The sequence below is a fragment of the Xylanibacter ruminicola genome (assembly GCF_900107775.1).
Taxonomy (GTDB): domain Bacteria; phylum Bacteroidota; class Bacteroidia; order Bacteroidales; family Bacteroidaceae; genus Prevotella; species Prevotella ruminicola_C.
Map to the genome: position 1 here is coordinate 659414 of NZ_FNRF01000003.1, position 21241 is coordinate 680654.

General features: G+C 40.6%; 20 protein-coding genes and 1 pseudogene. 11 read left to right on the top strand and 10 right to left on the bottom strand.

Annotation, left to right across the window (positions count from 1 at the left end; translation table 11 throughout):
• Window positions 1-112 precede the first annotated feature (112 nt).
• Complete coding sequence (locus tag BLU97_RS10085; RefSeq protein WP_074761430.1) at window positions 113-421, top strand: winged helix-turn-helix domain-containing protein; 309 nt, start codon at window positions 113-115, stop codon at window positions 419-421.
• A 65-nt stretch (window positions 422-486) separates the two neighbouring features.
• Window positions 487-768, top strand: coding sequence for a hypothetical protein (locus BLU97_RS10090; RefSeq protein ID WP_013063982.1), 282 nt, complete (start codon window positions 487-489; stop codon window positions 766-768).
• Here the strand turns inward: BLU97_RS10090 and BLU97_RS10095 are convergent.
• From BLU97_RS10095 to BLU97_RS10105, 3 genes are read right to left on the bottom strand one after another with little or no spacing between them, the layout of a single operon-like run.
• Window positions 735-1877 (bottom strand): glycosyltransferase family 4 protein, encoded by a 1143-nt coding sequence (locus tag BLU97_RS10095; RefSeq protein WP_074761431.1) that lies wholly within the window; start codon window positions 1875-1877, stop codon window positions 735-737. The genes BLU97_RS10090 and BLU97_RS10095 overlap by 34 nt on opposite strands.
• Entirely contained in the window at window positions 1874-2464 is a 591-nt protein-coding gene (locus BLU97_RS10100; protein WP_074761432.1) for an acyltransferase, read from the bottom strand. Before BLU97_RS10100 ends, BLU97_RS10095 begins: the two co-directional genes overlap by 4 nt.
• Complete coding sequence (locus BLU97_RS10105) at window positions 2427-3632, bottom strand: glycosyltransferase (RefSeq protein WP_139208987.1); 1206 nt, start codon at window positions 3630-3632, stop codon at window positions 2427-2429. The genes BLU97_RS10100 and BLU97_RS10105 overlap by 38 nt, the downstream gene beginning before the upstream one ends.
• A 93-nt stretch (window positions 3633-3725) precedes the next feature.
• Here BLU97_RS10105 and BLU97_RS10110 point away from each other — a divergent pair, with 93 nt between their 5' ends.
• The gene (locus tag BLU97_RS10110; protein WP_074761434.1) at window positions 3726-4865 is read left to right on the top strand and encodes a glycosyltransferase; all 1140 of its coding nucleotides are present in this window, start codon (window positions 3726-3728) and stop codon (window positions 4863-4865) included.
• Here BLU97_RS10110 and BLU97_RS10115 read toward each other — a convergent pair.
• A complete protein-coding gene (locus BLU97_RS10115) occupies window positions 4862-6040 on the bottom strand; it encodes a glycosyltransferase (protein WP_074761435.1) in 1179 nt (392 codons plus the stop codon). The two genes, BLU97_RS10110 and BLU97_RS10115, sit on opposite strands and share 4 nt — an antisense overlap.
• A gap of 131 nt (window positions 6041-6171) precedes the next feature.
• Between BLU97_RS10115 and BLU97_RS10120 the strand changes: the two genes are divergently transcribed.
• From BLU97_RS10120 to BLU97_RS10135, 4 genes and pseudogenes are all read left to right on the top strand, one after another.
• Window positions 6172-7272 (top strand): glycosyltransferase family 4 protein, encoded by a 1101-nt coding sequence (locus tag BLU97_RS10120; RefSeq protein ID WP_254771700.1) that lies wholly within the window; start codon window positions 6172-6174, stop codon window positions 7270-7272.
• A 2-nt stretch (window positions 7273-7274) separates the two neighbouring features.
• Entirely contained in the window at window positions 7275-8306 is a 1032-nt protein-coding gene (locus tag BLU97_RS10125) for a glycosyltransferase family 2 protein (RefSeq protein ID WP_074761437.1), read from the top strand.
• 275 nt (window positions 8307-8581) lie between these two features.
• Window positions 8582-9429 (top strand): annotated as a pseudogene (locus BLU97_RS10130) (glycosyltransferase family 2 protein).
• Between the two features lie 40 nt (window positions 9430-9469).
• Window positions 9470-10555, top strand: a complete 1086-nt coding sequence (locus BLU97_RS10135; protein WP_074761438.1) for a glycosyltransferase — start codon at window positions 9470-9472, stop codon at window positions 10553-10555.
• 9 nt (window positions 10556-10564) lie between these two features.
• On the opposite strand, the gene BLU97_RS10140 is transcribed toward BLU97_RS10135, so the two are convergent.
• The 3 genes from BLU97_RS10140 to BLU97_RS10150 form a co-directional block, all read right to left on the bottom strand.
• On the bottom strand, window positions 10565-11578 hold the full coding sequence (locus BLU97_RS10140) for a stealth family protein (RefSeq protein ID WP_074761439.1): 1014 nt from the start codon (window positions 11576-11578) through the stop codon (window positions 10565-10567).
• Between the two features lie 3 nt (window positions 11579-11581).
• The gene (locus tag BLU97_RS10145) at window positions 11582-12634 is read right to left on the bottom strand and encodes a glycosyltransferase (protein WP_074761440.1); all 1053 of its coding nucleotides are present in this window, start codon (window positions 12632-12634) and stop codon (window positions 11582-11584) included.
• 66 nt (window positions 12635-12700) lie between these two features.
• Window positions 12701-13723 (bottom strand): acyltransferase family protein, encoded by a 1023-nt coding sequence (locus BLU97_RS10150; RefSeq protein WP_074761441.1) that lies wholly within the window; start codon window positions 13721-13723, stop codon window positions 12701-12703.
• 70 nt (window positions 13724-13793) lie between these two features.
• Between BLU97_RS10150 and BLU97_RS10155 the strand changes: the two genes are divergently transcribed.
• Window positions 13794-14807 carry an acyltransferase family protein gene (locus BLU97_RS10155; protein ID WP_175456358.1) on the top strand — a complete coding sequence of 338 codons (1014 nt, stop codon included), beginning with the start codon at window positions 13794-13796 and terminating at the stop codon, window positions 14805-14807.
• Here BLU97_RS10155 and BLU97_RS10160 read toward each other — a convergent pair.
• Genes BLU97_RS10160 through BLU97_RS10170 form a run of 3 tightly spaced genes read right to left on the bottom strand, consistent with a single transcriptional unit; the run spans window position 14804 to window position 17063 of the window.
• On the bottom strand, window positions 14804-15721 hold the full coding sequence (locus tag BLU97_RS10160; protein WP_081352965.1) for a nucleotidyltransferase family protein: 918 nt from the start codon (window positions 15719-15721) through the stop codon (window positions 14804-14806). The genes BLU97_RS10155 and BLU97_RS10160 overlap by 4 nt on opposite strands.
• Window positions 15718-16464: an ABC transporter permease gene (locus BLU97_RS10165; RefSeq protein WP_074761444.1), complete on the bottom strand. Its 747-nt coding sequence runs from the start codon at window positions 16462-16464 to the stop codon at window positions 15718-15720. Before BLU97_RS10165 ends, BLU97_RS10160 begins: the two co-directional genes overlap by 4 nt.
• Complete coding sequence (locus BLU97_RS10170) at window positions 16461-17063, bottom strand: ATP-binding cassette domain-containing protein (RefSeq protein ID WP_074761445.1); 603 nt, start codon at window positions 17061-17063, stop codon at window positions 16461-16463. Before BLU97_RS10170 ends, BLU97_RS10165 begins: the two co-directional genes overlap by 4 nt.
• Before the next feature lie 84 nt (window positions 17064-17147).
• Here BLU97_RS10170 and BLU97_RS10175 point away from each other — a divergent pair, with 84 nt between their 5' ends.
• Genes BLU97_RS10175 through BLU97_RS10185 form a run of 3 tightly spaced genes read left to right on the top strand, consistent with a single transcriptional unit; the run spans window position 17148 to window position 21239 of the window.
• Entirely contained in the window at window positions 17148-18122 is a 975-nt protein-coding gene (locus tag BLU97_RS10175) for an agmatine deiminase family protein (protein ID WP_074761446.1), read from the top strand.
• Entirely contained in the window at window positions 18119-19003 is an 885-nt protein-coding gene (locus BLU97_RS10180; RefSeq protein ID WP_074761447.1) for a carbon-nitrogen hydrolase, read from the top strand. Before BLU97_RS10175 ends, BLU97_RS10180 begins: the two co-directional genes overlap by 4 nt.
• Window positions 19004-19046: 43 nt before the next feature.
• A complete protein-coding gene (locus BLU97_RS10185) occupies window positions 19047-21239 on the top strand; it encodes a glutamine synthetase III (RefSeq protein ID WP_074761448.1) in 2193 nt (730 codons plus the stop codon).
• The last annotated feature ends 2 nt before the right edge of the window (window positions 21240-21241 follow it).

Genomic DNA, 21241 nt, shown 5'->3' on the forward strand with positions numbered 1-21241 from the left:
CTGCTAAAAAAGCCTAAAAATCAGCAAGTTGTCCGGAATAAAAGCGGTATTTTTGCATTCGAAAATTAACAGAAGTATAACACTTCAAATAGAGTATTAATTTTTTAGAACTATGGCAGAAAAGAAAGCAACAGCAAAGAAGGCTACTGAGACAAAGGCAGCCGCAGCTAAAAAGACAACCGTAAAGAAGGCCGCAGCTCCTAAGGCAGCTGCAAAGGCAGTTCTCGCAATCAACGCTGAGAATGTAGGTTTCAAGGCAGGTGATGTATATCAGGCACTTGCAGCAGCAGGTAAGGCTCTCACTGTAAAGGAGATTGCTAAGGCTGCAAAGATTTCTGAGGAGGAGACTCTTCTCGGTTTGGGTTGGCTCTTCAAGGAGGGCAAGCTCGCTAATGATGGTGAAAAAGTTACATTGGCTTAAGCCTTTTAACGAATGATAGAAAAAGGTCGGTAATCGCTTTTACCGGCCTTTTTTAAGCGAATATAATGACATACGATCAGCAGATATTAAGTATACTTACCAGTGTGGGTGATAAGGGCATCAGCGTTATGCAGGTGTCCAAGCATGTGTATAATATGAATTTGAGTTTTTTCTACACACCCGATCTCAATGAAATCCGTGCATATGTGCAGCAGTATCTGCTTAAGAATTCCAAGTCGCCTCAGTCGCTCATCGAGTCCACAGGTCGTCGTGGGTATTACCGTTTAAATACCCAGAACAACCCCGATGCTCGTCAGCTGATGTTGGAATTCGGTAGCTCTTTGTAAACCGTTTCGTAAAGTTTTAGCAGTTGCTCCGCGGTTTTACGCCATGAGAACATTTCTGCTCTTTTTAGTCCAATCTCTTTTTGTGCCTCATAGTAGGCTTCGTCGTATTCCAGACGTAACATCTGTGCGGCAATCTCATCAGGATTCTCTGGGTTGATGAGGATAGCCTCGCTGCCACCAATCTCTGGCATCGACGAGGTGTTCGAAGTAATCACGGGTGTACCGCAGGCCATCGCCTCAAGGAGTGGAATACCAAAGCTCTCTCTGAGCGAGGTGTACAGAAAGGCAAAGGCGCTGTTATAGATGTATGGCAGATCGCTGTTTACGATATAACCTGGCATCACGATATGCGGTCTGATGTTCTCAATGTTGTTTCGTTCAATAATGCCATTCAGGTAGGTCTGGTCTAAATCTGCCATCAGTAACTTGCGTCTTACGGTCGATTCCTTCAGGTATTTCGAATAAGCTATCAGTGTACGCTCTGTATTCTTCTTGGGGTCGGTGTTACCTAGGAAGAAGAAATAGCCGGGCTTTTCGATATACGATTGGTAGATATCTGCCACATCCCTTAAAGGTTTGAACCATTCGTTATAGCCATTATAAATCATCGCCATCCGCTCTTCGGGGATGTGCAGTTTGTTAATGATATTCTGTTTCTCAAAGTTCGACACTGTGATGATACGGCGACATTTCTGCAGAATCTTTGGTACTACCTTGCGTCGGTACAGCCAGCCTAGGTTCTGGTAGACAGACTTGTTGTTCTTGTCTCTTGGTTCTAAGAAGATAATGTCGTGCAGCGTCAGTATCAATGGTACGTCGCAGAATATCGGCGCTGTATTACTGGTGCAGTGCAGGATGTCAAGATGGTATTTCTTTACAGCCCTCGGAAGGGTTATTTGTTCCCAAACAGGATAAAAGCTTTCGCCGATAACGATGATGTGTACGTTTTTGGTATCCTTCAGGCATTGGTCAATACCAGGTGCCACAAACACAAAGTACTCGTTCTGCGTGTCTATCTGCTGTAGCTCTTTAATCTCTTGCAGAACCACGTAGTCCATACCGTGCTTGTTACGGCGGAACACCCTTTGCGCTTCGATACCTATTCTCATATTTGCTTGATAACTTTTGCAGGTACCCCTGCTACAAGCGAGTGGGGTGGTACATCCTTGGTTACTACTGCACCTGCTGCCACTACGCAATGGTTACCTATTGTTACACCAGGCAGTATCACGGCGTTCGCTCCAATCCATACGTCATCCTCGATGGTTACGGCATTGGTGCTTACACCTTGCTCGTCTATCCGTTTGTTGGTGTCATCAAAATTGTGGTTCAGTGCCGTTACGGTAATGCCTTGCGCTAAGTTTACATGGTGACCAATCTTTACCGGCCCGATAATCGTATTGTGCAGACCTATTCTGGTGTAATCGCCAATCAGCACATCACCCACGGCATTGTTGATGCAGGCAAACGATTCTACCACCGAGTAATCTCCAAGTGAGAATTTACGGTAGGGTGGCGTGTCCATCCTGGCCGAATGGTGAATCACCGAGTGCTTACCGCGGTTCTGGTATAATGGAGCCAATAATCTTATGAACCAGCGTGGTCTTGTCTGCACCTGGTTCATAATCACCCAGTCAATCAGCTTTTTAAGCTTGGGACTATTTTTTAAATTTGCTCTTACGGTTTCGTTGTCCATCACTTTCTATCAGCGTCTTCCATTGCTCAGCAATCACGTTCGCATTGAAACGTTGCGATATCATAATTGCCTCGTTCGATTTTAACTGCCAATCCATGTAAGTGGCTTCCTCCAGTCGTTTGGCCAGATCATCCACATCACCATTCTTAAAGTACATGCCGAAATCGCCCAGAATTTCTTTACTCGATGGCAGGTCCGACGAAATTACGGGTAGTCCATGTGCCATAGCCTGTACCAGTACCAGTCCGAAGTCTTTCCATCTCGAACTCGATACATAGATGCTGGCCTGCGAGTAGAACATCTGGATGTTCTCGGTAAATGGGTGTATCTTTATTCTTTTCGTCAGATAGCGATTCTCTATCATCTTGTTCAGTGCTTCCTTCTCTGGTCCGTCTCCTACAATATCCAGATACCAGTCGGAATTGCGCTGGGCAAACTTGTCGAAAGCTTTTATCAGCAGGTCAAATCCCTTATGTTTTGGGGTTAATCTTCCTACAGCTAAGAATCGCTTATTCTTTCCAGTCGACGGAGCGCCTGGTTTGAGTGTTAGTGGATTTGGAATCACAAATGGTGAGAATCCGTAGGCATGATAGTACATCTCCGAATCCTGCAGATACAGCAGCACGGTTTCGTCCAACTTCTGTAACTGTCGGCCGTAGTGGTATTTTAACTCAGTACCCAAGTAAGGTGATGCCTCTCTCAGGAAAGCATTAAACGAGTTGTATATCCAGCCGATGGCTTTCACACCACCCAAGTCTCTCTTGATGGTGGCCAATCGCATAGAGAGATACGAGTTGACGGCAATAATCGTGTCGAAATCGCCTTCTTTCAACACCTTCACCACTGCCTCGCGTTTTTCTCTCGAGAAAGAACTGTGAGCATACAAATCCGAAGTCAAGGCTGTTTTAGGCAGAAGATTTTTATACAGATAGCTATAGATATTATACGACATACGTTTCCATTTGCCTAGTTCAGGAAAGTGTGTAAACACCACCTTCACGGGATAGTCTTTCAAACTATACATCGATAAGTCTTGTTGCTTTGGATCCTCAAAACTTACGATGGTTACATCATAATATTTAGTCAGCTCCTCTGCAATCACGGCAGTCACTCTCTGCATGCCGCCCGACTTAAAAATACTATCTGTTATAAAGCAAATTCTCTTCATACATGTATAATCAGCCAAATTATCGTTGACAAAAGTACAAATATTTTTGGATTTTTCCAAATTTTATGCTAAATTTGCAGCAAAAATATTATTATGCGCATACTTTTCCTTGTTTATCACGGCTTTTCTGATGCCAGTGGCATTACTAAGAAGATTCATTACCAGGTAAAGGGACTTCGTGAAAATGGTCACGAAGTGCATCTATGCTATTACGACTTTTCTGATAATGGACACAGATGTCGCTATGTTGATGGACAAGTTATCAAGGATTACGGAAAAGGTGCAATAGCAGGACTCCGTCAGCGCATCGACTACAACTGTGTGTATGAATATTGCAAACAACATCATATAGAGTTCGTATATGCTCGTTGTGCTCAGAATGCGAACCCGTTTCTGATTCATTTCTTTAAGAAACTAAACAAATTAGGAATTAAGTGTGTTACAGAGATTCCAACCTATCCGTATGATCAAGAGTTTGTTTTGTTTTCTAGAAAACAGCGTTATGAATTGAAAATAGATCAGTTGTTCCGGAATCGATTGGCAAAGGAGATGGTTGGTATTGTGACGTTCTCTGATGCTGAACAGATTTTTGGCCAACGCACTATCCGAATAAGTAATGGTGTTGATTTTGACAGTATACCTTTGCATAATTATCATGCTCCTGCTGATGGATCTATCCATTTGATAGGCGTTGCAGAAGTCCATATTTGGCATGCTTTTGATCGTATGGTGTCTGGGATAGGTGAGTATTATAGAAATACAAAGAACCCTCGTAAGGTCGTGTTCCATATTGTTGGTGGCGTTCATCCTAATGAGAGATACAAAGCAAATCAATTTCATCCGGGATTGCAGGCTATCATCGATAAATATGGAGTTCAGGATAGTATTGTTTTTCATGGACAACTTTTTGGTGATCAGCTTGACGAAGTATTTAATCAGTGCTGTTTTGCTGTTGGTAGTTTAGGTCGGCATCGAAGTGGTATTACTGTTATTAAAACTTTGAAAAATCGTGAATATGCCACTCGTGGAATACCTTTTATCTATAGTGAACAAGATAGTGATTTCGATCGCCAATCTTATATATTGAAAGCGCCTGCAGATGAATCTCCAATAGATGTCCTGCAGATAATTGATTTTGTAGATAATCATTACTTCAAGCCCGAAGATATTCGTAAAACAGTTGAACGCCTTTCATGGAAGATTCAAATGAGAAAAGTGATAGAAGAGTGTTAATTCTCCTTTTCGATGAGTTTTTCCCATTGTGAAGTAATACTTTTTATATCAAATTTTTGTGCAATCGCCAAAGCATTTTCTGATTCTTTATTCCAATCTATACGTGTCGCTTCTTCTAACTTTAGTGCTAAATCGGCAAAATCTCCATTCCTAAAATATATGCCAAAATTGCCCATGATTTCCAAACTCGTTGGTAGGTCAGATGAAACCACTGGTAGGCCATGAGCCATGGCTTCAACCAAGACCAGTCCAAATCCTTCCCAGCGTGAACTCAAAACATAAATTTGTGCTTCTGTATAATACTTTTGTATATCTTTAGTAAATGGATGTATTAATACTCTTTCTTCCAAATGATATTTTTTTATAAGTTGTTTGTAAAGTGCTTCTTCTATACCTTCTCCAACAATGTCTAGTTTCCATTCGTTGTTATTCTCCGCAAATAAATGGAAAGCTTCAATAAGTAAATCAAATCCTTTATGTTTTTTTGAGAATCGTCCAACGGCAAGGAATCGTTTTGATTCTCCTTTAGAGATGAAGCCAGGTTCAAGTGTTAAGGGGTTGTATATTACTGTTGGTGAAAAATTGTGATCATATAGATGATATAAATCAGCATCATGATGACATAACACCACAACTTCATCAAGTTTCTTAAATTGGTAAACATAATGTCGTTTTCTTTCGGATCCAATATATAGTGATTCATCACTGAATAATGCTTCATAAGAATTATGTATCCATCCAATGAGTTTTGTGTTAGGAAAACTATTTCTTATGGTTGCTAATCTTGCTGCCAAAGGCGCGTGAACTCCAATGATGGTATCGAAGTTTTCTTTTTTTAATTCTTTTGTTAGGTAATGTCTTAATTCCGAAGGAAAAGAACTCTTGGCATAGAGATCGGAACACCATTTCATTTGAGGGCGGAGTTTTATATATAATCCGCTATATATCTTACAGATTTTTCTTTTGAATGTATTTGTTTTCGGATATTTTATATATCTATATTTTATAGAGGCTTTATTCAAGTCGTAAAGAGTGGTGTCCTCAATTTCTGGTTTATCAAAAGTCATAATTGTTACATCGTAGTTTTTTGCCAATTCTTTGGCAATAACGGCTGTAACTCTTTGCACGCCCCCTATAGAGAATATACTATCAACTATTAAACAAATATGCCTCATTGTTGTTTTTGGGGCAAAAATACATTTTTTTCTTCAAAAAACAAAGATGTTTGTGTTTTTTTTTGTATATTTGCATCATGATAGATGGCAACAGACCATATAAAATCGTATATTGTACTCCAGCGTTGTATATGGCAGGAGGTGTTGAGCGTGTATTGACGCTCAAAGCAAATTATTTTGCAGAACACTTTGGATATGATATTACGATAATCTTAACAGAGGGTAAAGGAAAGCCTTTGTTTTATTCTTTGTCTGATAAAGTGAAAGTTATTAATTTGGATATTAACTTTGAGGAGCTATGGACATGTTCTTTCTTCAAGAAAATAATTATTTATTTGAGAAAACAACGTCTCTTTAAGAAGTCATTGACGACAGAATTGATGCGAATTCGTCCCGACATAACTATTAGCTTGCTTCGTCGTGAGATAAATTTCATTACATCAGTTAAAGATGGTAGTAAAAAGGTTGGTGAATTACATATTAACCGAAAGAATTATAGAAATTTTGAAGAAAGTCGTTCAAATATATTTAAATTGTTGTTCTCCAAATTGTGGATGTACAGTTTGATCAATAAGTTAAAGAAGTTGGAACGATTGGTTGTCTTGACTGACTATGATAAGCTTGCATGGAAAGAACTGGATAATGTTGTAACAATTCCCAATCCTCTGTCTTTTTCTCCAAGTAGAATGAGTCCACAGACAGAAAAGCGAGTTATTGCAGTAGGAAGATATTGCCATGAAAAGGGATATGATTTCTTGTTGTCTGCTTGGGCTAAGGTCCAAGCAGAGTGTACTGATTGGCAGTTGGTAATATTTGGTGATGGTAATCGCACTGAGTATGAGCAGCAGATAGATCGGTTGAATATAGATAGGATGAGATGTAAATTGAATGCAAGGACATCTGATGTCCACTCTGAATATGTACATAGCTCGCTGGCTGTATGTAGTTCTCGTTTCGAAGGATTTGGACTTGTTATTGTTGAAGCTATGGCCTGTGGCCTTCCTGTTGTTTCATTTGATTGTCCATGGGGACCACGCTCTATTATAGATAATGGCAATGACGGTGTGCTTGTTGAGAATGGAAATGTTGATGAATTGGCAACCATTATGGTTAAATTAATGACGAATCCGGAAATAAGAATCGAAATGGCAAATCGTGCAGCTCAAAATGTTCGTCGTTACGAAATAGATCAAATAGCTATGTTGTGGAAATCTTTATTTGATAATTTGTAAACATGCAATACGATGTAACGATAGGTATACCAGTATATAGAGCTGTTGACTTCATTGAAAATACGTTGATTTCAGCGCTGAATCAGACTTTCCAAAGCATTGAGTTTCTTGTTGTTGATGACTGTGGAGAGGATGGTTCTATGGATGTCGTTAACAGACTAAAAGCAGAACATCCTCGTGGAAATTGTATTCGTATCATATGTAACTTTCATAATGTCGGAGCTGGTGGTTCTCGAAATCGTATTCTGGATGAAGCTAGAGGTAGGTATCTGTTTTTTCTTGATTCGGACGATTTGTTGGAATCTGATGCTATTCAGTGTTTAGTAGATGAAATGAGGGATAAACAATTGGATGTTGTCTATGGCTCATTAAAAAGAATAGACAAAGTGCATTTTCATCCAGATCAGCTATATGTATTTCCTGATATATACCTTCTATCAGATAATGAAATGGCATATTATGCATTCAAGAATTATAGCTCTTTCCAAATTTCAGTTTGCAATTGTTTGATGAACATGGATTTCTTACGCTCTAATCAGTTGCGTTTTATCAATGCTATTTTTTGGGAAGATTTGGCTTTTAGTTATGAGATGGTTACAAAAGTAAAAAGAGGTGCCCTTTTATCCAAGATAACTTATCATTATATATGTCGGTCAGGTTCTCTTTCGCATTATCAGGATAGGGCAGTGCTAGATAAAACAGAAATAATGAAGAATGTTCAGACAATAGGATATCTTAAAAACAGATGTAAGGCATTGCTTGACAAACCATATCTTCCATATTTGTGTTATAATTTGGAAATGAATAGTTTTTATATCGTTTGTTATGTTTTGAAGTCTTCGGGTAGAATATTTCCCCCCATTTCATATTCAGAGATTCGCTATATTTTGCAGCACCCGTTAAGCTTGATTGAGATCCTTCATTTTCGTAGAAAGCTTTTCCATAATATGTTCTTTTGGTTGTTGAATCGAATGTCATTCCCTTTAATAATGTCATGCGTAAAACTACTAGGAAAATATAAAAGAGTATTATAGAAAAGTGTTGTGCCCCAGAGCTCATAGTCCGGGGGGAGAGACATTAGTTACGAGAATATAGTATTTCAGACATTTCATATCCTGTGTTATCTTATATATGAGGCAGTAAAAAAAATAAATTAAGATAAAACGTTCTATCTTTTTGAAAATCAGGTATTTAATTAATAAATACCCCAATTGATGGGATACTATTAAATTTTGATTTTAAATATTTTTCTCTGTTTTCTTTGAAATCATAAATTATTTTCTTATCTTTGTAGCATTAATAATTAGAAATGGTAAACTGGTACGAAAAATATTTGTCGATTTATGGAATACCATTCGGTGATGTTCCGCAGGATATCGTCAATGGTACTCATGATAGGTTGGCGGCATTGCAGAGTGATGTGCCGATAGTCAGTATAGTTGTGATTGCATATAATGAAGAAAAGCATCTTCAGGCATGTCTTTGGGCTTTGAGTGAGATAAAATGCAAATATCCGGTTGAGATTATCGGTGTGGATAATGATTCACAGGATCGTACATCTGAGATATTTGAGAAATCGGGTATTCCTTATTATACAGAATACCAACATAGTTGTGGATATGCTCGTCGTTGCGGCCTCCAGCATGCCAAAGGAAAATACTATTTTGATGTGGATAGTGATACTTTATATCCACCTATGTATTACGAATTGATGTTAGAGCAGTTGATGAAACCTGATGTTGTGGCTGTTTCTGCAACATGGACTTATTTCCCAGATGCAAATCATTCAAAACTTGGACTACGATTGTATGAGATTTGTAGGGATCTATTTTTGTGGATTCAACATTTTAAACGTCCAGAATTAAGCGTGCGTGGCTTGGTTTTTGCTTACGATGCGGAGTTAGGAAAGAAGGAGGGCTACCGTGTTGATATAATCCGAGGTGAGGATGGTTCTATGGCTCTTTCATTGAAGAAATATGGAAAGATAGTGTTCGTTCGTGATCGTCGCTGTAAGGCTGTAACTGGATATGGAACTATTGGTGAGCAATCTCTATTGAATAGTTTCTTGGATCACGTTAAGTTTAATGCAAAGGTATTGGGCGTATTTTTCACCAGGCCGACCATTATGTTGATTCTGATGATAATCTGGTTAAATAACATATAATGCCACATGCGAATCCTTTATACATATAGATCATTGGCCATTTGGGGAGGGATAGAGCGCGTCTTAATAGATAAGATGAATTATTTGTCCACACAATTAGGTTATGATGTCTATATGTTGACAACATGCCAGGGAAGGCATGTGATTCCTTATGCTTTGGATACTCGAGTACATTTAGATGATTTAGGTATTCAATTTCATAAGCAGTATCAGTATAAAGGCTTAAAAAGGTTGGTTGATAGCTATCTTCGAACAAAGTTGTTTGAAAAGCGTTTTAAAGAGAAGTTGCATGAAATTCTACCTGATATAATTATATGTACGACTTCTGACCCAGTTTATTCTATTGCAAAGGTTAAAGGCAAAATCCCTCTCATAGTAGAGTCTCATTCTATTTGTAAACGTACTTTGTTTGCAAAGGGATGCTATCAACGATTTCGTACTTTTTTGTTGCGCAACGGATTGCAAAAGTCCACCTGTATAGTTGCATTGACAGAAGGGGATGCGATTGAGTGGCGGAAAATTCATCCACATGTGGAGGTTATACCGAATGTTGTTCATCTGAATAATGGTTCTTTATCGTCTCTTACTGAAAAACGGGTTATTTTTGTTGGTCGTTTTGATTATCAAAAGCAACCAATGGAGGCAATTCGGATTTGGAAAAAAGTGTTTTCTAAACATCCTGATTGGCACCTGGAGATTTATGGCGAAGGAGAGCAGGAGGTAGACTTGATAGAAAAAGCAAAAGAGTTGAATATGAATATTCATATTCATAAACCTGTAGGTGATATTTTTGATTGCTATCGCCATAGTTCGCTTTTAATCTCAACTTCATTATTTGAACCATTGGGTCTTGTTATCCCTGAGGCAATGAGTTGCGGTTTGCCTGTTATTGCTTATGATTGTTCGTATGGTCCCGCTTCCATTATTCTTGATGGAACTAATGGTTTTTTGGTGAACATGAATGACCGAGAAGCAATGATAAGTAAAATAAACTTGCTAATCAGTAATGTTTCTTTACGCCAATATATGGGGAAAAAAGCATTGTTGTCTTCTTCTCAGTATTCTGCAGATATCATAATGCCTTTGTGGAAAAGGCTATTTGCTTCATTGGTTCAATAGAGCAATTCGCTAGATTTCAAAGGATGACTTATTTGGATATTTCTGATTAAGCATCTTTTCTATATGTTTATTGATGAAATCAAAGTCATCATCAGAACAGAAGGAAGTGTCATTAAGACAAATTGATGCGATGCTAGTATTATTGATAGCCTTTTCAATCTTATCGATACAATCTCTTCCTGTAAGGTGAAATACCCCAAATTTTCTCTTTTGGGGATAAAACATATTTTTGGCAAATTGCCAATATCGGAAAATATACGGATTTGCAATTACTTCTTCTCTAAAGCGCGTACAACTGCGATACAAGAAGTCAGGTTCTTTATTCCATACTTCCTCAAAAGAAGATTTACGGAATGCTTGCTCTATGTGAAAGTTTGAGAATCCTACAAATAGTCTTTGCTTCATGAGTATACTGCTCATGATAATGCCTTTAATGCCAAGGTGTAAGCCAAACCATTTTCGTGGCGCTTGACAAACTGTTTTCCATCTGTTAAAATATGCATTAATAATTCCAATGTTTGAAAGCATAGACATATAGATACTAAATCTTTCTTTTTTTGTAAAAATTGGAACATTGAAACATGTTTCTTTGTTGCAGTCACATGGAAGGCCCTTTTTGAAATAATAATTTGGCGAGATGGGGCTGTTTATAAATACATCGTCATTAAAATAAACAAAATGCTCGGAAAGCCCCTTTATTTTGTGCAAGTTGAGTTCTATAGCACAGGAACTAAATGTTGGAAGAAGTTCTTGGGGCATATAGTCTTCATGCTTTACAAGTACAAGCTTGGGATTGTTGGGATTAATCCAACCTGGAAAAGTCCCGTTAGTAACTAAAAATACTTTGTTTACCCAAGGAGCATTTTCTTCAACAGCACGAAACCAGTATCTGAAAATGCTCATACTCCTAAAACGAGCTTTTGAATTATCTCCTTTAGAACTATGCTTGTAATATTCATATTGCTTTTGCCACTCGGGATCGTTGGAGTCTAACCAAGTTACTACAAAATCTATTTTTTCCATTTTTTATCTAAAACTATATTGAGTATTTTCTTTATGCATGTAATTGCTGAAAAAAGGAATGAAGGGAACTTTTTTATATATTATTTGCGAATATATATAGTATAGTTCAACATAAGTATATGGCATTTTTTTTATCATAAATGTCAATATCCTCTGTCTGATTCCGTGCGAAAAGTGTATGCCGGGAGCTTCCTGATTTAATAGAGAGACAATTTTTCTTCTCTCGGAAAGTTTTGTTATGCAGAATGATGCCTTATACATCATTATACAAAATGAGCAGTAAACATTCTCCTCTAATTTGTAAAGTGCATTTGGGGTTATATTGTCTAAGTTCCTTAGTCTCCAAGTGTTTCCTATGGCAACACAATAACTTCTTGCTTTTTGAATAGAAAAGGATGACGAGGCCGCTCCTGGCCTGTCAAATCTGTAGATATATAATAACTGTGAAGTTTTTATGCATTGTTTTGCTTTTAAACAACACTCATGGGTAAAAGGTATGTCTTGATAGTTAATTCCGGGGATAAAGCTGATATGGTTATCTAAAAGAAAATCCCTCTTGTATAGTGTTCTCCAAACATAGCAATGATGAGGATTTAGTTCTTCAATGAAGAGTTGTTCCCCCGTTTTTTTCATGACTGTGATTTGGGGTTGTTGGGTATGTTTGTAGTTTTTTATTTCACTGTCACTCATTTTTAAAAAATCCGCAACAAGCAGGTCTACTTTTGATTCTAGTGCTAGTTCCAATAGCGAAGATAGACTGTTTTCTATTAGTACGTCGTCAGAGTCTGGCATGTAAATGTATTCTCCTTTTGCATTTTGAATTCCATTATTTCTTGCAACTGAAAGGCTTTGGTTTTCTTGGTTGATGATTGTGACGTTATTATGTTGACTGATAATATCCTCAATCATTCCCATACTATTGTCTGTTGAGCCATCATTAACAATGATAACTTCATATTCGTCATCGCATAGACCTTGTTTAAAGATACTTTCAATACATGGGCGAATATAATCCTCTACGTTGTATACTGGAACTATAATTGAAAGTTTTGTCATCGGTAGATAGTATTGTTGTTATTTTGGGCAAATATAGCTTTTTTTTTACAAACAACCAAACATTTATCAGTTTTTTTCTTGATTAACCTTTATAAAGTTGCTTTTCAATATAGATTTTGGACTTTTTTTATAGATTATGAGAGGCATAATTGTAAATTCTATAGCGAGAGCTATTATGAGACATTCGTACCAATCGTAGGTAATGCTTGATGTGTACATTGTTTTTTCAACTATGAAATTGATTATGCCAATCATCATTCTGTGGAGACCGAAGATAAGCATTGTGCCGATGGAGATTATGGTGATGATGCGGCTCTTGATGCTGTTGAGTGACTTGGAAAGGTAGATGAATGCATATACTGATGCGAAGTTTACTACATAATATAAAAAGATGTGGAGTACGAATCTATCTTCGTGGATATGCCAATAGAATAAGATGAGGCAGAATAATAGGGCAGTGGTGCCGATTACAACATCTTTTCGTAGATTTTGTGTTTGGAGATAGCCTTTCTGTTGGAAGAGATTGCCCATAAAGAAGAAACAGAGGCAACGGATCAGTCCATGATAGGTGATATATGGGGCGTAGTGGTAGTACTTATTGGCTCCATAGAGAATCATGGTGATGATGGAAAGTATCAGCATGATAGTTTTGCCGTGTTTGCTCTTGTTGAGCACATCTGTTAGAATGTGCATGATGAACAGTGCTATCAGGAACCAGGTTACACCGTTGAGTTCGCAGGAGAAACTGCTGTTTAGCTGTCCAAGTATGGTGCCTATAATAGGCTTGATGGCATCTTCCCAGGTTATGCCGTCGTGCTCTATGTAGAATTTCGCTAACCAATATGGGTAGTATATGGCATTGTATATTATATAAGGTATCAAAAGCGCATGGCCATATTTCTTGGCTGACTCTTTGAAAGATAGATTTTTTTTCTTGAGATAGCCTGATACGAAGAAGAATGTAGAGAGGATGACAGAGGCCAAAAACTGTAGATGAAAAGTGTCTCCTTTCTGGGGTAAGTGGCAGAATACCACTACCGTCATGCAGAATGCTTTTGCCCAATCTATCCAGTTTATACGTTCTTTCATGGTGCAAAATTACTATTTTCTGCTTAAATGCACAAATGTTCCAATAATTTTCTGTACTTTTGTGGGCGAAATGGCTAAACAAAGGATTGAATACATTGATGCGATGCGAGGATTTACGATGATTCTCGTAGTGTTTGCGCATGTATGCCATTTTTGTTTGGGTGATTCGAGGATGGGCTATAATGCGGTTTTTATCCTCTTTCGATTGCCATGTTTCTTTATGATTAGCGGTTGGCTGTTTGAATCCGTAGCACAACGTCCGTTCAAAGAAGTAGCTAAACATAAAGCGATGGTACAACTGATTCCTACCTTTATTTTCCTGCTGCTTTTGGCACCACCACCAGAGTTCTTTCATCAGTTGGGGGCACTTAAAGGTGGTTATTGGTTTACCTTTGCACTTTTTGAGTATTTTATTCTTTATATGCTGATGATACGTATCAGCAGGAAGTGGACACCGTTGATGGCGGTGGCGTTAACTATTGGAACATTCTTATATGCCCGATATTACGATAGTCTTCGTTCTACAGCCGATGGCTATCAATTGTGGTTGATTGATTTCTCTGGTTTCCTGAGTGTAACCACATGGCGTCTTTTCTTATTCTTTTATTTAGGTACCTGTATCAGGCGATATTTCGATACTTTTATTCGATGGACGGATAAACCTGTTGTAATCGTATTAATCACTGCGGTTTTTGCAATGATAGCTTCCACCTCGCATCATGACAATCTGATGTTCGAGATGTTCAGGTTTTATGTCGGGGGCATTTCAGGTATGGTTATGGTTTTTACGTTCTTCCGACTTTCTGCCTCATGGCTTAAACGTTGGCATATCTCACAGCCTTTGCAATACGTGGGAACGCGAACATTGGATATCTATCTGTTGCATTTCTTCTTCTTGCCGCGATTACTGATGGCTTATTCTCCGCAATTGGCCGCTTTTGATAGTCGTTTTATCGAATTCTGGGTGATACTGGCTGTATCGCTCGTTGTCTTGGCGCTAACTTTAGTAGCCAGCTATGCTATCCGCCTGAGTCCTTTCTTAGGACATTATCTGTTTGGTGTAAAGTATGATAAGGCGACCTAAAACAGGTTCTGACAGGTGTAATACCTGAGTTTGTGCCACCAGTTGCGAATGGTAAAACCTTCGCCCATCATCATGCTCAAGATATACTGTCCTTCTTCCTCCAGTGGTTCAACAGGCATGTGGTTAGTATCCAAATTAAATATTTCCTTCATCAACCACATGATTCCTTGTGAGAAACGAGTCAACCCTAATTCTTTGATCTCACCGTCAATAGTATTCTGCGAGAATTGGAACAGTTTACCGCTACCATCGCCAAAACGGAGTACATAGAACAAATCCATCAAGTTGCGCATCTGTATGCCTTTTTCAAGAAATAGATTGTATAGATGAACTATCTGTAGTACAATCGTCATGGCATGTGAGGGAACTGTCAGCTCGCCGGCTTTGCGAAACATCAGGTCGTTGTTCTGCAACATCCATTTCTCAAGGCGGGTGTTTCGTTGGCTTGATTTACCTGCATGCAGTTCGGTATGAATGCGTACATTGAGGTCGGCCCACTGGTTCAGGTCAACCTGATTCTTGTAGCCGAACACATAGAGGTCGACACCCTTAGTATAACGAAGTGGTTGTAGCTCACGATCATAGAAACGAACCAAGCCTGGTCCGGTAACAATCGAAGAACGTAGATGATGCGAGTGTAGCTCGTCTTGTAGTGTAACTAGTCTGCGACTCCTGCCGCGATTCTGTTCTTTTGTTTCCTCTGCCTCTGCCATCCAGTCGAGAGATAACTCTTGGGGAGCCACCAAACCGTAGTCGAAAAGTTTGGTGATACCATGATAACAGATACCAGCAACCGTGTGGTGCTTGGCTAGCTCGAACAATTTCTTCCACTCGTCGGGCTCAGGAAATCGACTTACACAATCTAACTGGCCCACAGAAACCTGCATTAATTCGAAAAATAGTTTCCTTATCATGATAATCGATTGATGTACTTAATGATAACCAATGTAATTCCTAACGCTAATACCGATGACGCGATACATCCCAGTACGGCGTAAACCATCATAGCGAAAGCATTGATGGGGGTAAAGCCGCCCAAGAGCATGCCACAGAACAATAGTGGGAGAGAGGCTAATGCTAACGCAGAAAGGTTGGCGATAGTTGGTGACAGGATGGCCAACAGACTGGTGCGCATAAAAGGCACTAGGGCTTGCCACTGCGAAGCACCATTACCTAACATGAAATCATATTGCCCACGGTTGCGCTGTAGCATCGTCACAAAATGACTGAGACCTCTAACTAACATGGATGTCGAATGGCCTAATAGTACAGCCATGACGGGTATAAACCAACGGGCGCCTATATGGTCAATAGGCAGTACTACTGCCAATAGCCATAGTCCGATCAGTAGCACGCCTACAAAAAGTCCTGCAAAGGTTGGAAATAGATAACTTTGGATGGTGAGCTTGCATTTGTTGATAACCAAGAATCCTGCCCATACTGCCATCACTAATAGCCATCCAATGGATAGCCAGATGTTATCTACCTTATATACCCACCAAGCTATCAGCGAAAAAAACAATAGTTGCACAAAGCCTTTCGATAATGCCACGGCGAGTGGTTTCATGGTGGGGCGGTCTAACAAATAAAGGGCTCCAAAAGGCAATATTAGTAGCAAAAGCGCTAAAATGGTATGTAGTATCAATGTTGTAGTCATATCTGAAACTGGTTTAAATCAATTACATGATGAGCATATGCTATGAGTTGAGGATTGCGACTGGCTATCAAAACACACTTGCCTTGTGTTGCTTGCTGTTGTAATAACTGTAACATTTGGGGCGTTAACTCTGGTGAGAGGTGCGAGGCTGGTTCGTCTGCCACTAGAATCGGTTTGTTGGCTGCCTCTGCTATGGTTATGCTTGCCAAACGTAGCACTTCTTCGGGCGATAATAGCTCTGACTCTGCTATTTCTGTCGCAGATGGCAAGATGCCATTCCATACACCATATTCGTCTGCTTCTACTTGTGGCGGCTGCGGTTGGTAAAGTTGGTTACGCAGCTGGTCAATATTCTGAGGCAGATAGCACATGATCTTGCGGAATGCAGAAGCCGATTGCACGGTTAATAGTTCTCCGTCAACACTCACAAATCCTTCAGTAACAGGTAGGAATCCCATCAGGGTACGTAGAAAAGTAGTCTTGCCCGAACCTTCTGGGCCCGTGATGCAAGTTATCTTTCCGTCGTCCGCAATAAAGGACAGGTTCCTCACCAAAACCTTCCCCGAAACGGCTATTGTAGCGTCTTTAACCTCTAACATATTAAATTGTTTGTGCAAAAATACAAAAAAATCTCATCATGCCATCAGTTATTACTCATTTTTTTGTAACTTTGCGCCAAAATTATGAGCATAGAAAAAAATAACGCAACAAAACAGTGGCGACAGCCTGCTGAATGGGAGCCACAATCAATGGTGCAGCTAACTTGGCCGCATGCAAAAACAGACTGGGCACCCATGCTCGATGAAATCACAGAGACTTATGAAGAAATGGCTCGTGAAATCTCTAAACGCGAGACATTATTGGTTGTTGGCGAACCTTCAAACGATACATGGGCTCGCGACCATGGTTTCATTACTTTGGTTGACGACCAAGGTGGTGCACGCTTATTGGATTTCTGCTTTAATGGTTGGGGCGAAAAGTTTGAGTCTGAGCTGGATAACGCTATTAATCGACGTATCTACGATGAAGGTAAGGTTAAAGGCGAATATGTGGATTGCTTGGATTTTGTGCTCGAGGGTGGCTCGATTGAGAGCGATGGTCAGGGCACCATTTTTACTACCTCATGTTGCTTGTTAGCTCCTCATCGTAATCAGCCGATGACGAAAGAAGAGATCGAAGCGCGATTAAAGCGCGACCTTTGTGCAGAGCGTGTGCTTTGGATTGATTATGGTCATCTGGTAGGTGATGATACCGATGGACATATCGATACGTTGGTCCGTATTGCTCCTAACGACACCTTATTATATATAGGATGCGATGATGAGACAGATGAGCACTATGAGGATTTGAAGAAGATGGAAGAACAGCTCAAGACCTTCCGTACCATGGCAGGTAAACCCTATAATTTGGTTAAGTTACCCATGCCTCGAGCTATCTTTGACGAAGGTGAGCGTCTGCCAGCTACCTATGCTAATTATTTAATTATGAATGGCGCTGTATTAGTGCCTACTTATAACCAGCCCGATCTTGATGCTGAGGCTCTGAAATTGATTGGTGAGGCCCACGAGGGTAGGGAGGTTGTAGGTATAGATTGTAGAAGTATCATTAAGCAGCATGGCTCGCTCCATTGCTGCACCATGCAATACCCCAAATTATGAGAGAGTTAAGAGTAGGTTTTTTGCAGCAGCATAACACTGCTGACACCAAGGACAATATCCTGAGATTGGGTGAAGGTATCACCGATCTGGCAAAACGTGGTGCACAACTCATTGTTCTGCAGGAGTTGCATAATACACTTTACTTCTGTCAGACGGAAGATGTGGAACTGTTCGATTTGGCTGAGACTATTCCTGGTCCATCTACCAAGTTATATTGCGAACTGGCCAAGAAATGTGGTGTGGTTATCGTAGCCTCGTTGTTCGAAAAACGCGCACCAGGTTTATATCATAACACAGCTGTAGTCATCGAGAGTAATGGTGAGATTGTTGGTAAGTATCGTAAGATGCATATCCCCGATGATCCTGCTTATTACGAGAAGTTCTACTTCACACCTGGTGACTTGGGATTCCATCCCGTCCAGACTTCGGTGGGAAAATTGGGTGTGTTGGTTTGCTGGGATCAGTGGTATCCAGAGGCTGCTCGTCTGATGGCGATGCAGGGGGCTGAGATGCTCATCTATCCTACAGCTATTGGTTATGCCGATAATGATACCCCCGAAGAGCAGCAGCGCCAGCGAATGGCTTGGCAGACGGTGATGCGTGGTCATGCTGTGGCCAACGGTTTGCCTGTGATTGCTGTTAATCGTGTAGGTTTCGAACCAGATCCTTCTGGTCAGACTGCTGGCATCCAATTCTGGGGAACCTCGTTTGTGGCTGGTCCTCAGGGTGAGATTATCTACGAAGCTTCTACTGATGATGAGGAGAGTATCGTGGTAGAGATGGATATGGATCGCTCTGAACAGGTGCGCCGCTGGTGGCCTTTCCTTCGCGATCGCCGTATCGATGCTTATGGTGACATCACGAAGCGCTTCATCGATTAAAGGTTAGAAAGTAAAAGGTAAAAAGATAAATTATTATAAGACTATGTCAAATCAACTTAGATTCCAGGTTGTAGAAGAGGCTTTTAAGAAAAAAGCTGTAGAGGTAAAAACGCCAGCAGAGCGTCCCTCAGAGTATTTCGGTAAGTATGTGTTCACCCGTGAGAAGATGTATAAGTATCTGCCCATCATGGTGTACAACAAACTCATTGATGTGATAGACAATGGTGCCCGTTTGGACCGTTCGATTGCCGACGAAGTAGCCGAAGGTATGAAGAAATGGGCGCAGGAAATGGGGGCAACCCATTATACACACTGGTTCCAGCCATTAACAGAGGGTACTGCCGAGAAGCACGATGCTTTTGTAGAGCATGATGGTAAGGGTGGTATGGTTGAGAACTTCAGTGGTAAACTGCTGGTTCAGCAGGAACCAGATGCCTCAAGTTTCCCTAATGGTGGTATCCGTAATACTTTCGAGGCTCGTGGTTATTCTGCCTGGGATCCTACATCGCCAGTATTCATTATCGACGATACACTCTGTATCCCAACCATCTTTATTGCTTATACTGGAGAGGCGCTTGATTATAAAGCACCATTGCTCCGTTCTTTGCATGCTGTTAACAAGGCTGCTACCGATGTGTGCCAGTATTTCTATAATGATGTGGCCAAGGTCCAGGTTAACTTGGGTTGGGAGCAGGAGTATTTCCTGGTTGATGAGGGCTTGTATTCGGCACGTCCCGACTTGATGCTCACTGGTCGTACTTTGATGGGCCATGAGAGTGCCAAGAACCAGCAGATGGACGACCACTATTTCGGAACCATCCCTGATCGTGTACAGGCTTTCATGAAGGATTTGGAAATCCAGGCACTCGAGTTGGCTATTCCTTGTAAGACCCGTCATAACGAGGTGGCTCCTAACCAGTTTGAGTTGGCTCCTATCTTCGAGGAGTGTAACTTGGCTGTCGATCATAACATGCTGCTGATGTCGCTGATGAAGAAGGTGGCTCGTAAGCATGGCTTCCGTGTGTTGTTGCACGAAAAACCTTTCGATGGCATCAATGGTAGCGGTAAGCATAACAACTGGAGTCTTTCTACCGATAGCGGAGTACTGCTCCATGCGCCTGGTAAGACGCCTGAGGAGAATCTGCGCTTTGTCACCTTCATTGTCGAGACCCTGATGGGTGTTTATAAGCACAACGGACTGCTGAAGGCTTCAATCGTCAGTGCTACCAATGCACATCGTCTGGGTGGTAACGAGGCACCTCCTGCCATTATCAGCTCATTCTTGGGTAAGCAGCTCACTGAGTTGCTCGATCATATCGAACTCTCTGATAAGGACGACCTCTTTACTATTAAGGGTAAGCAGGGTATGGAGATCGATATTCCACAGATTCCTGATCTGATTATCGATAATACCGACCGTAACCGCACATCACCATTTGCCTTTACGGGTAATCGCTTCGAGTTCCGTGCACCAGGTTCGTCGGCAAACTGTGCATCAGCCATGATTGCACTTAACTCGGCTGTGGCTGAGGCTTTGCAGAACTTCAAGCATCGTGTGGATAAGCGTATTGCCAAGGGTGAGAGCAAACTCTCGGCTATCGTAGATATTCTGCGTGAGGACATCAAGACCTGTAAGCCAATCCGTTTTGATGGTAATGGCTATAGCGACGAGTGGGTGGCTGAGGCTGCCAAGCGTGGCTTGGATGTCGAGAAGTCTACACCAAAGATTATTGAGCACTATCTGGATAAGGACAGCGTTAAGATGTTCGAATCGGTCAAGGTGATGAACCGTAAGGAGTTAGAGGCTCGTAACGAGGTGAAATGGGAGACATATGTAAAGACCGTTCAGATTGAGGCCCGTGTGATGGGTGACTTGTCGATGAACCATATCATTCCTGTGAGCACACACTATCAGAGTCAGCTCATTAAGAATGTACAGGGGATGAAGGATGTGTTTGCAAAGGCTGAGGCTGAGCGTTTGTCTGCCCGTAATATGAAACTGATTAAGGAGATTGCTGAGCGCACCGAGCGTATCGAGCAGTTGGTTGATGATCTCACAGAGGCTCGTCGCGTGGCTAATCGCATCTATAACATCCACGAGCGTGCCATGAAGTATCATGATACCGTATGCCCCAAGATGGATGCCATCCGTTATGAAATCGATCATCTGGAGATGATTGTCGAGGATGGTCTGTGGTCATTACCTAAGTATCGTGAGTTATTATTCATCAGATAAAA

What these genes read in the sequence shown, in the direction of transcription:
- BLU97_RS10175 (WP_074761446.1), top strand. Translation starts at nt 17,148, where the DNA reads ATGAGCATAGAAAAAAATAACGCAACAAAACAGTGGCGACAGCCTGCT.
- BLU97_RS10085 (WP_074761430.1), top strand. Translation starts at nt 113, where the DNA reads ATGGCAGAAAAGAAAGCAACAGCAAAGAAGGCTACTGAGACAAAGGCA.
- BLU97_RS10180 (WP_074761447.1), top strand. Translation starts at nt 18,119, where the DNA reads ATGAGAGAGTTAAGAGTAGGTTTTTTGCAGCAGCATAACACTGCTGAC.
- BLU97_RS10145 (WP_074761440.1), bottom strand. Translation starts at nt 12,634, where the DNA reads ATGACAAAACTTTCAATTATAGTTCCAGTATACAACGTAGAGGATTAT.
- BLU97_RS10185 (WP_074761448.1), top strand. Translation starts at nt 19,047, where the DNA reads ATGTCAAATCAACTTAGATTCCAGGTTGTAGAAGAGGCTTTTAAGAAA.
- BLU97_RS10170 (WP_074761445.1), bottom strand. Translation starts at nt 17,063, where the DNA reads ATGTTAGAGGTTAAAGACGCTACAATAGCCGTTTCGGGGAAGGTTTTG.
- BLU97_RS10105 (WP_139208987.1), bottom strand. Translation starts at nt 3,632, where the DNA reads ATGAAGAGAATTTGCTTTATAACAGATAGTATTTTTAAGTCGGGCGGC.
- BLU97_RS10095 (WP_074761431.1), bottom strand. Translation starts at nt 1,877, where the DNA reads ATGAGAATAGGTATCGAAGCGCAAAGGGTGTTCCGCCGTAACAAGCAC.
- BLU97_RS10160 (WP_081352965.1), bottom strand. Translation starts at nt 15,721, where the DNA reads ATGATAAGGAAACTATTTTTCGAATTAATGCAGGTTTCTGTGGGCCAG.
- BLU97_RS10155 (WP_175456358.1), top strand. Translation starts at nt 13,794, where the DNA reads ATGGCTAAACAAAGGATTGAATACATTGATGCGATGCGAGGATTTACG.
- BLU97_RS10125 (WP_074761437.1), top strand. Translation starts at nt 7,275, where the DNA reads ATGCAATACGATGTAACGATAGGTATACCAGTATATAGAGCTGTTGAC.
- BLU97_RS10140 (WP_074761439.1), bottom strand. Translation starts at nt 11,578, where the DNA reads ATGGAAAAAATAGATTTTGTAGTAACTTGGTTAGACTCCAACGATCCC.
- BLU97_RS10115 (WP_074761435.1), bottom strand. Translation starts at nt 6,040, where the DNA reads ATGAGGCATATTTGTTTAATAGTTGATAGTATATTCTCTATAGGGGGC.
- BLU97_RS10120 (WP_254771700.1), top strand. Translation starts at nt 6,172, where the DNA reads ATGGCAGGAGGTGTTGAGCGTGTATTGACGCTCAAAGCAAATTATTTT.
- BLU97_RS10100 (WP_074761432.1), bottom strand. Translation starts at nt 2,464, where the DNA reads ATGGACAACGAAACCGTAAGAGCAAATTTAAAAAATAGTCCCAAGCTT.
- BLU97_RS10110 (WP_074761434.1), top strand. Translation starts at nt 3,726, where the DNA reads ATGCGCATACTTTTCCTTGTTTATCACGGCTTTTCTGATGCCAGTGGC.
- BLU97_RS10090 (WP_013063982.1), top strand. Translation starts at nt 487, where the DNA reads ATGACATACGATCAGCAGATATTAAGTATACTTACCAGTGTGGGTGAT.
- BLU97_RS10165 (WP_074761444.1), bottom strand. Translation starts at nt 16,464, where the DNA reads ATGACTACAACATTGATACTACATACCATTTTAGCGCTTTTGCTACTA.
- BLU97_RS10150 (WP_074761441.1), bottom strand. Translation starts at nt 13,723, where the DNA reads ATGAAAGAACGTATAAACTGGATAGATTGGGCAAAAGCATTCTGCATG.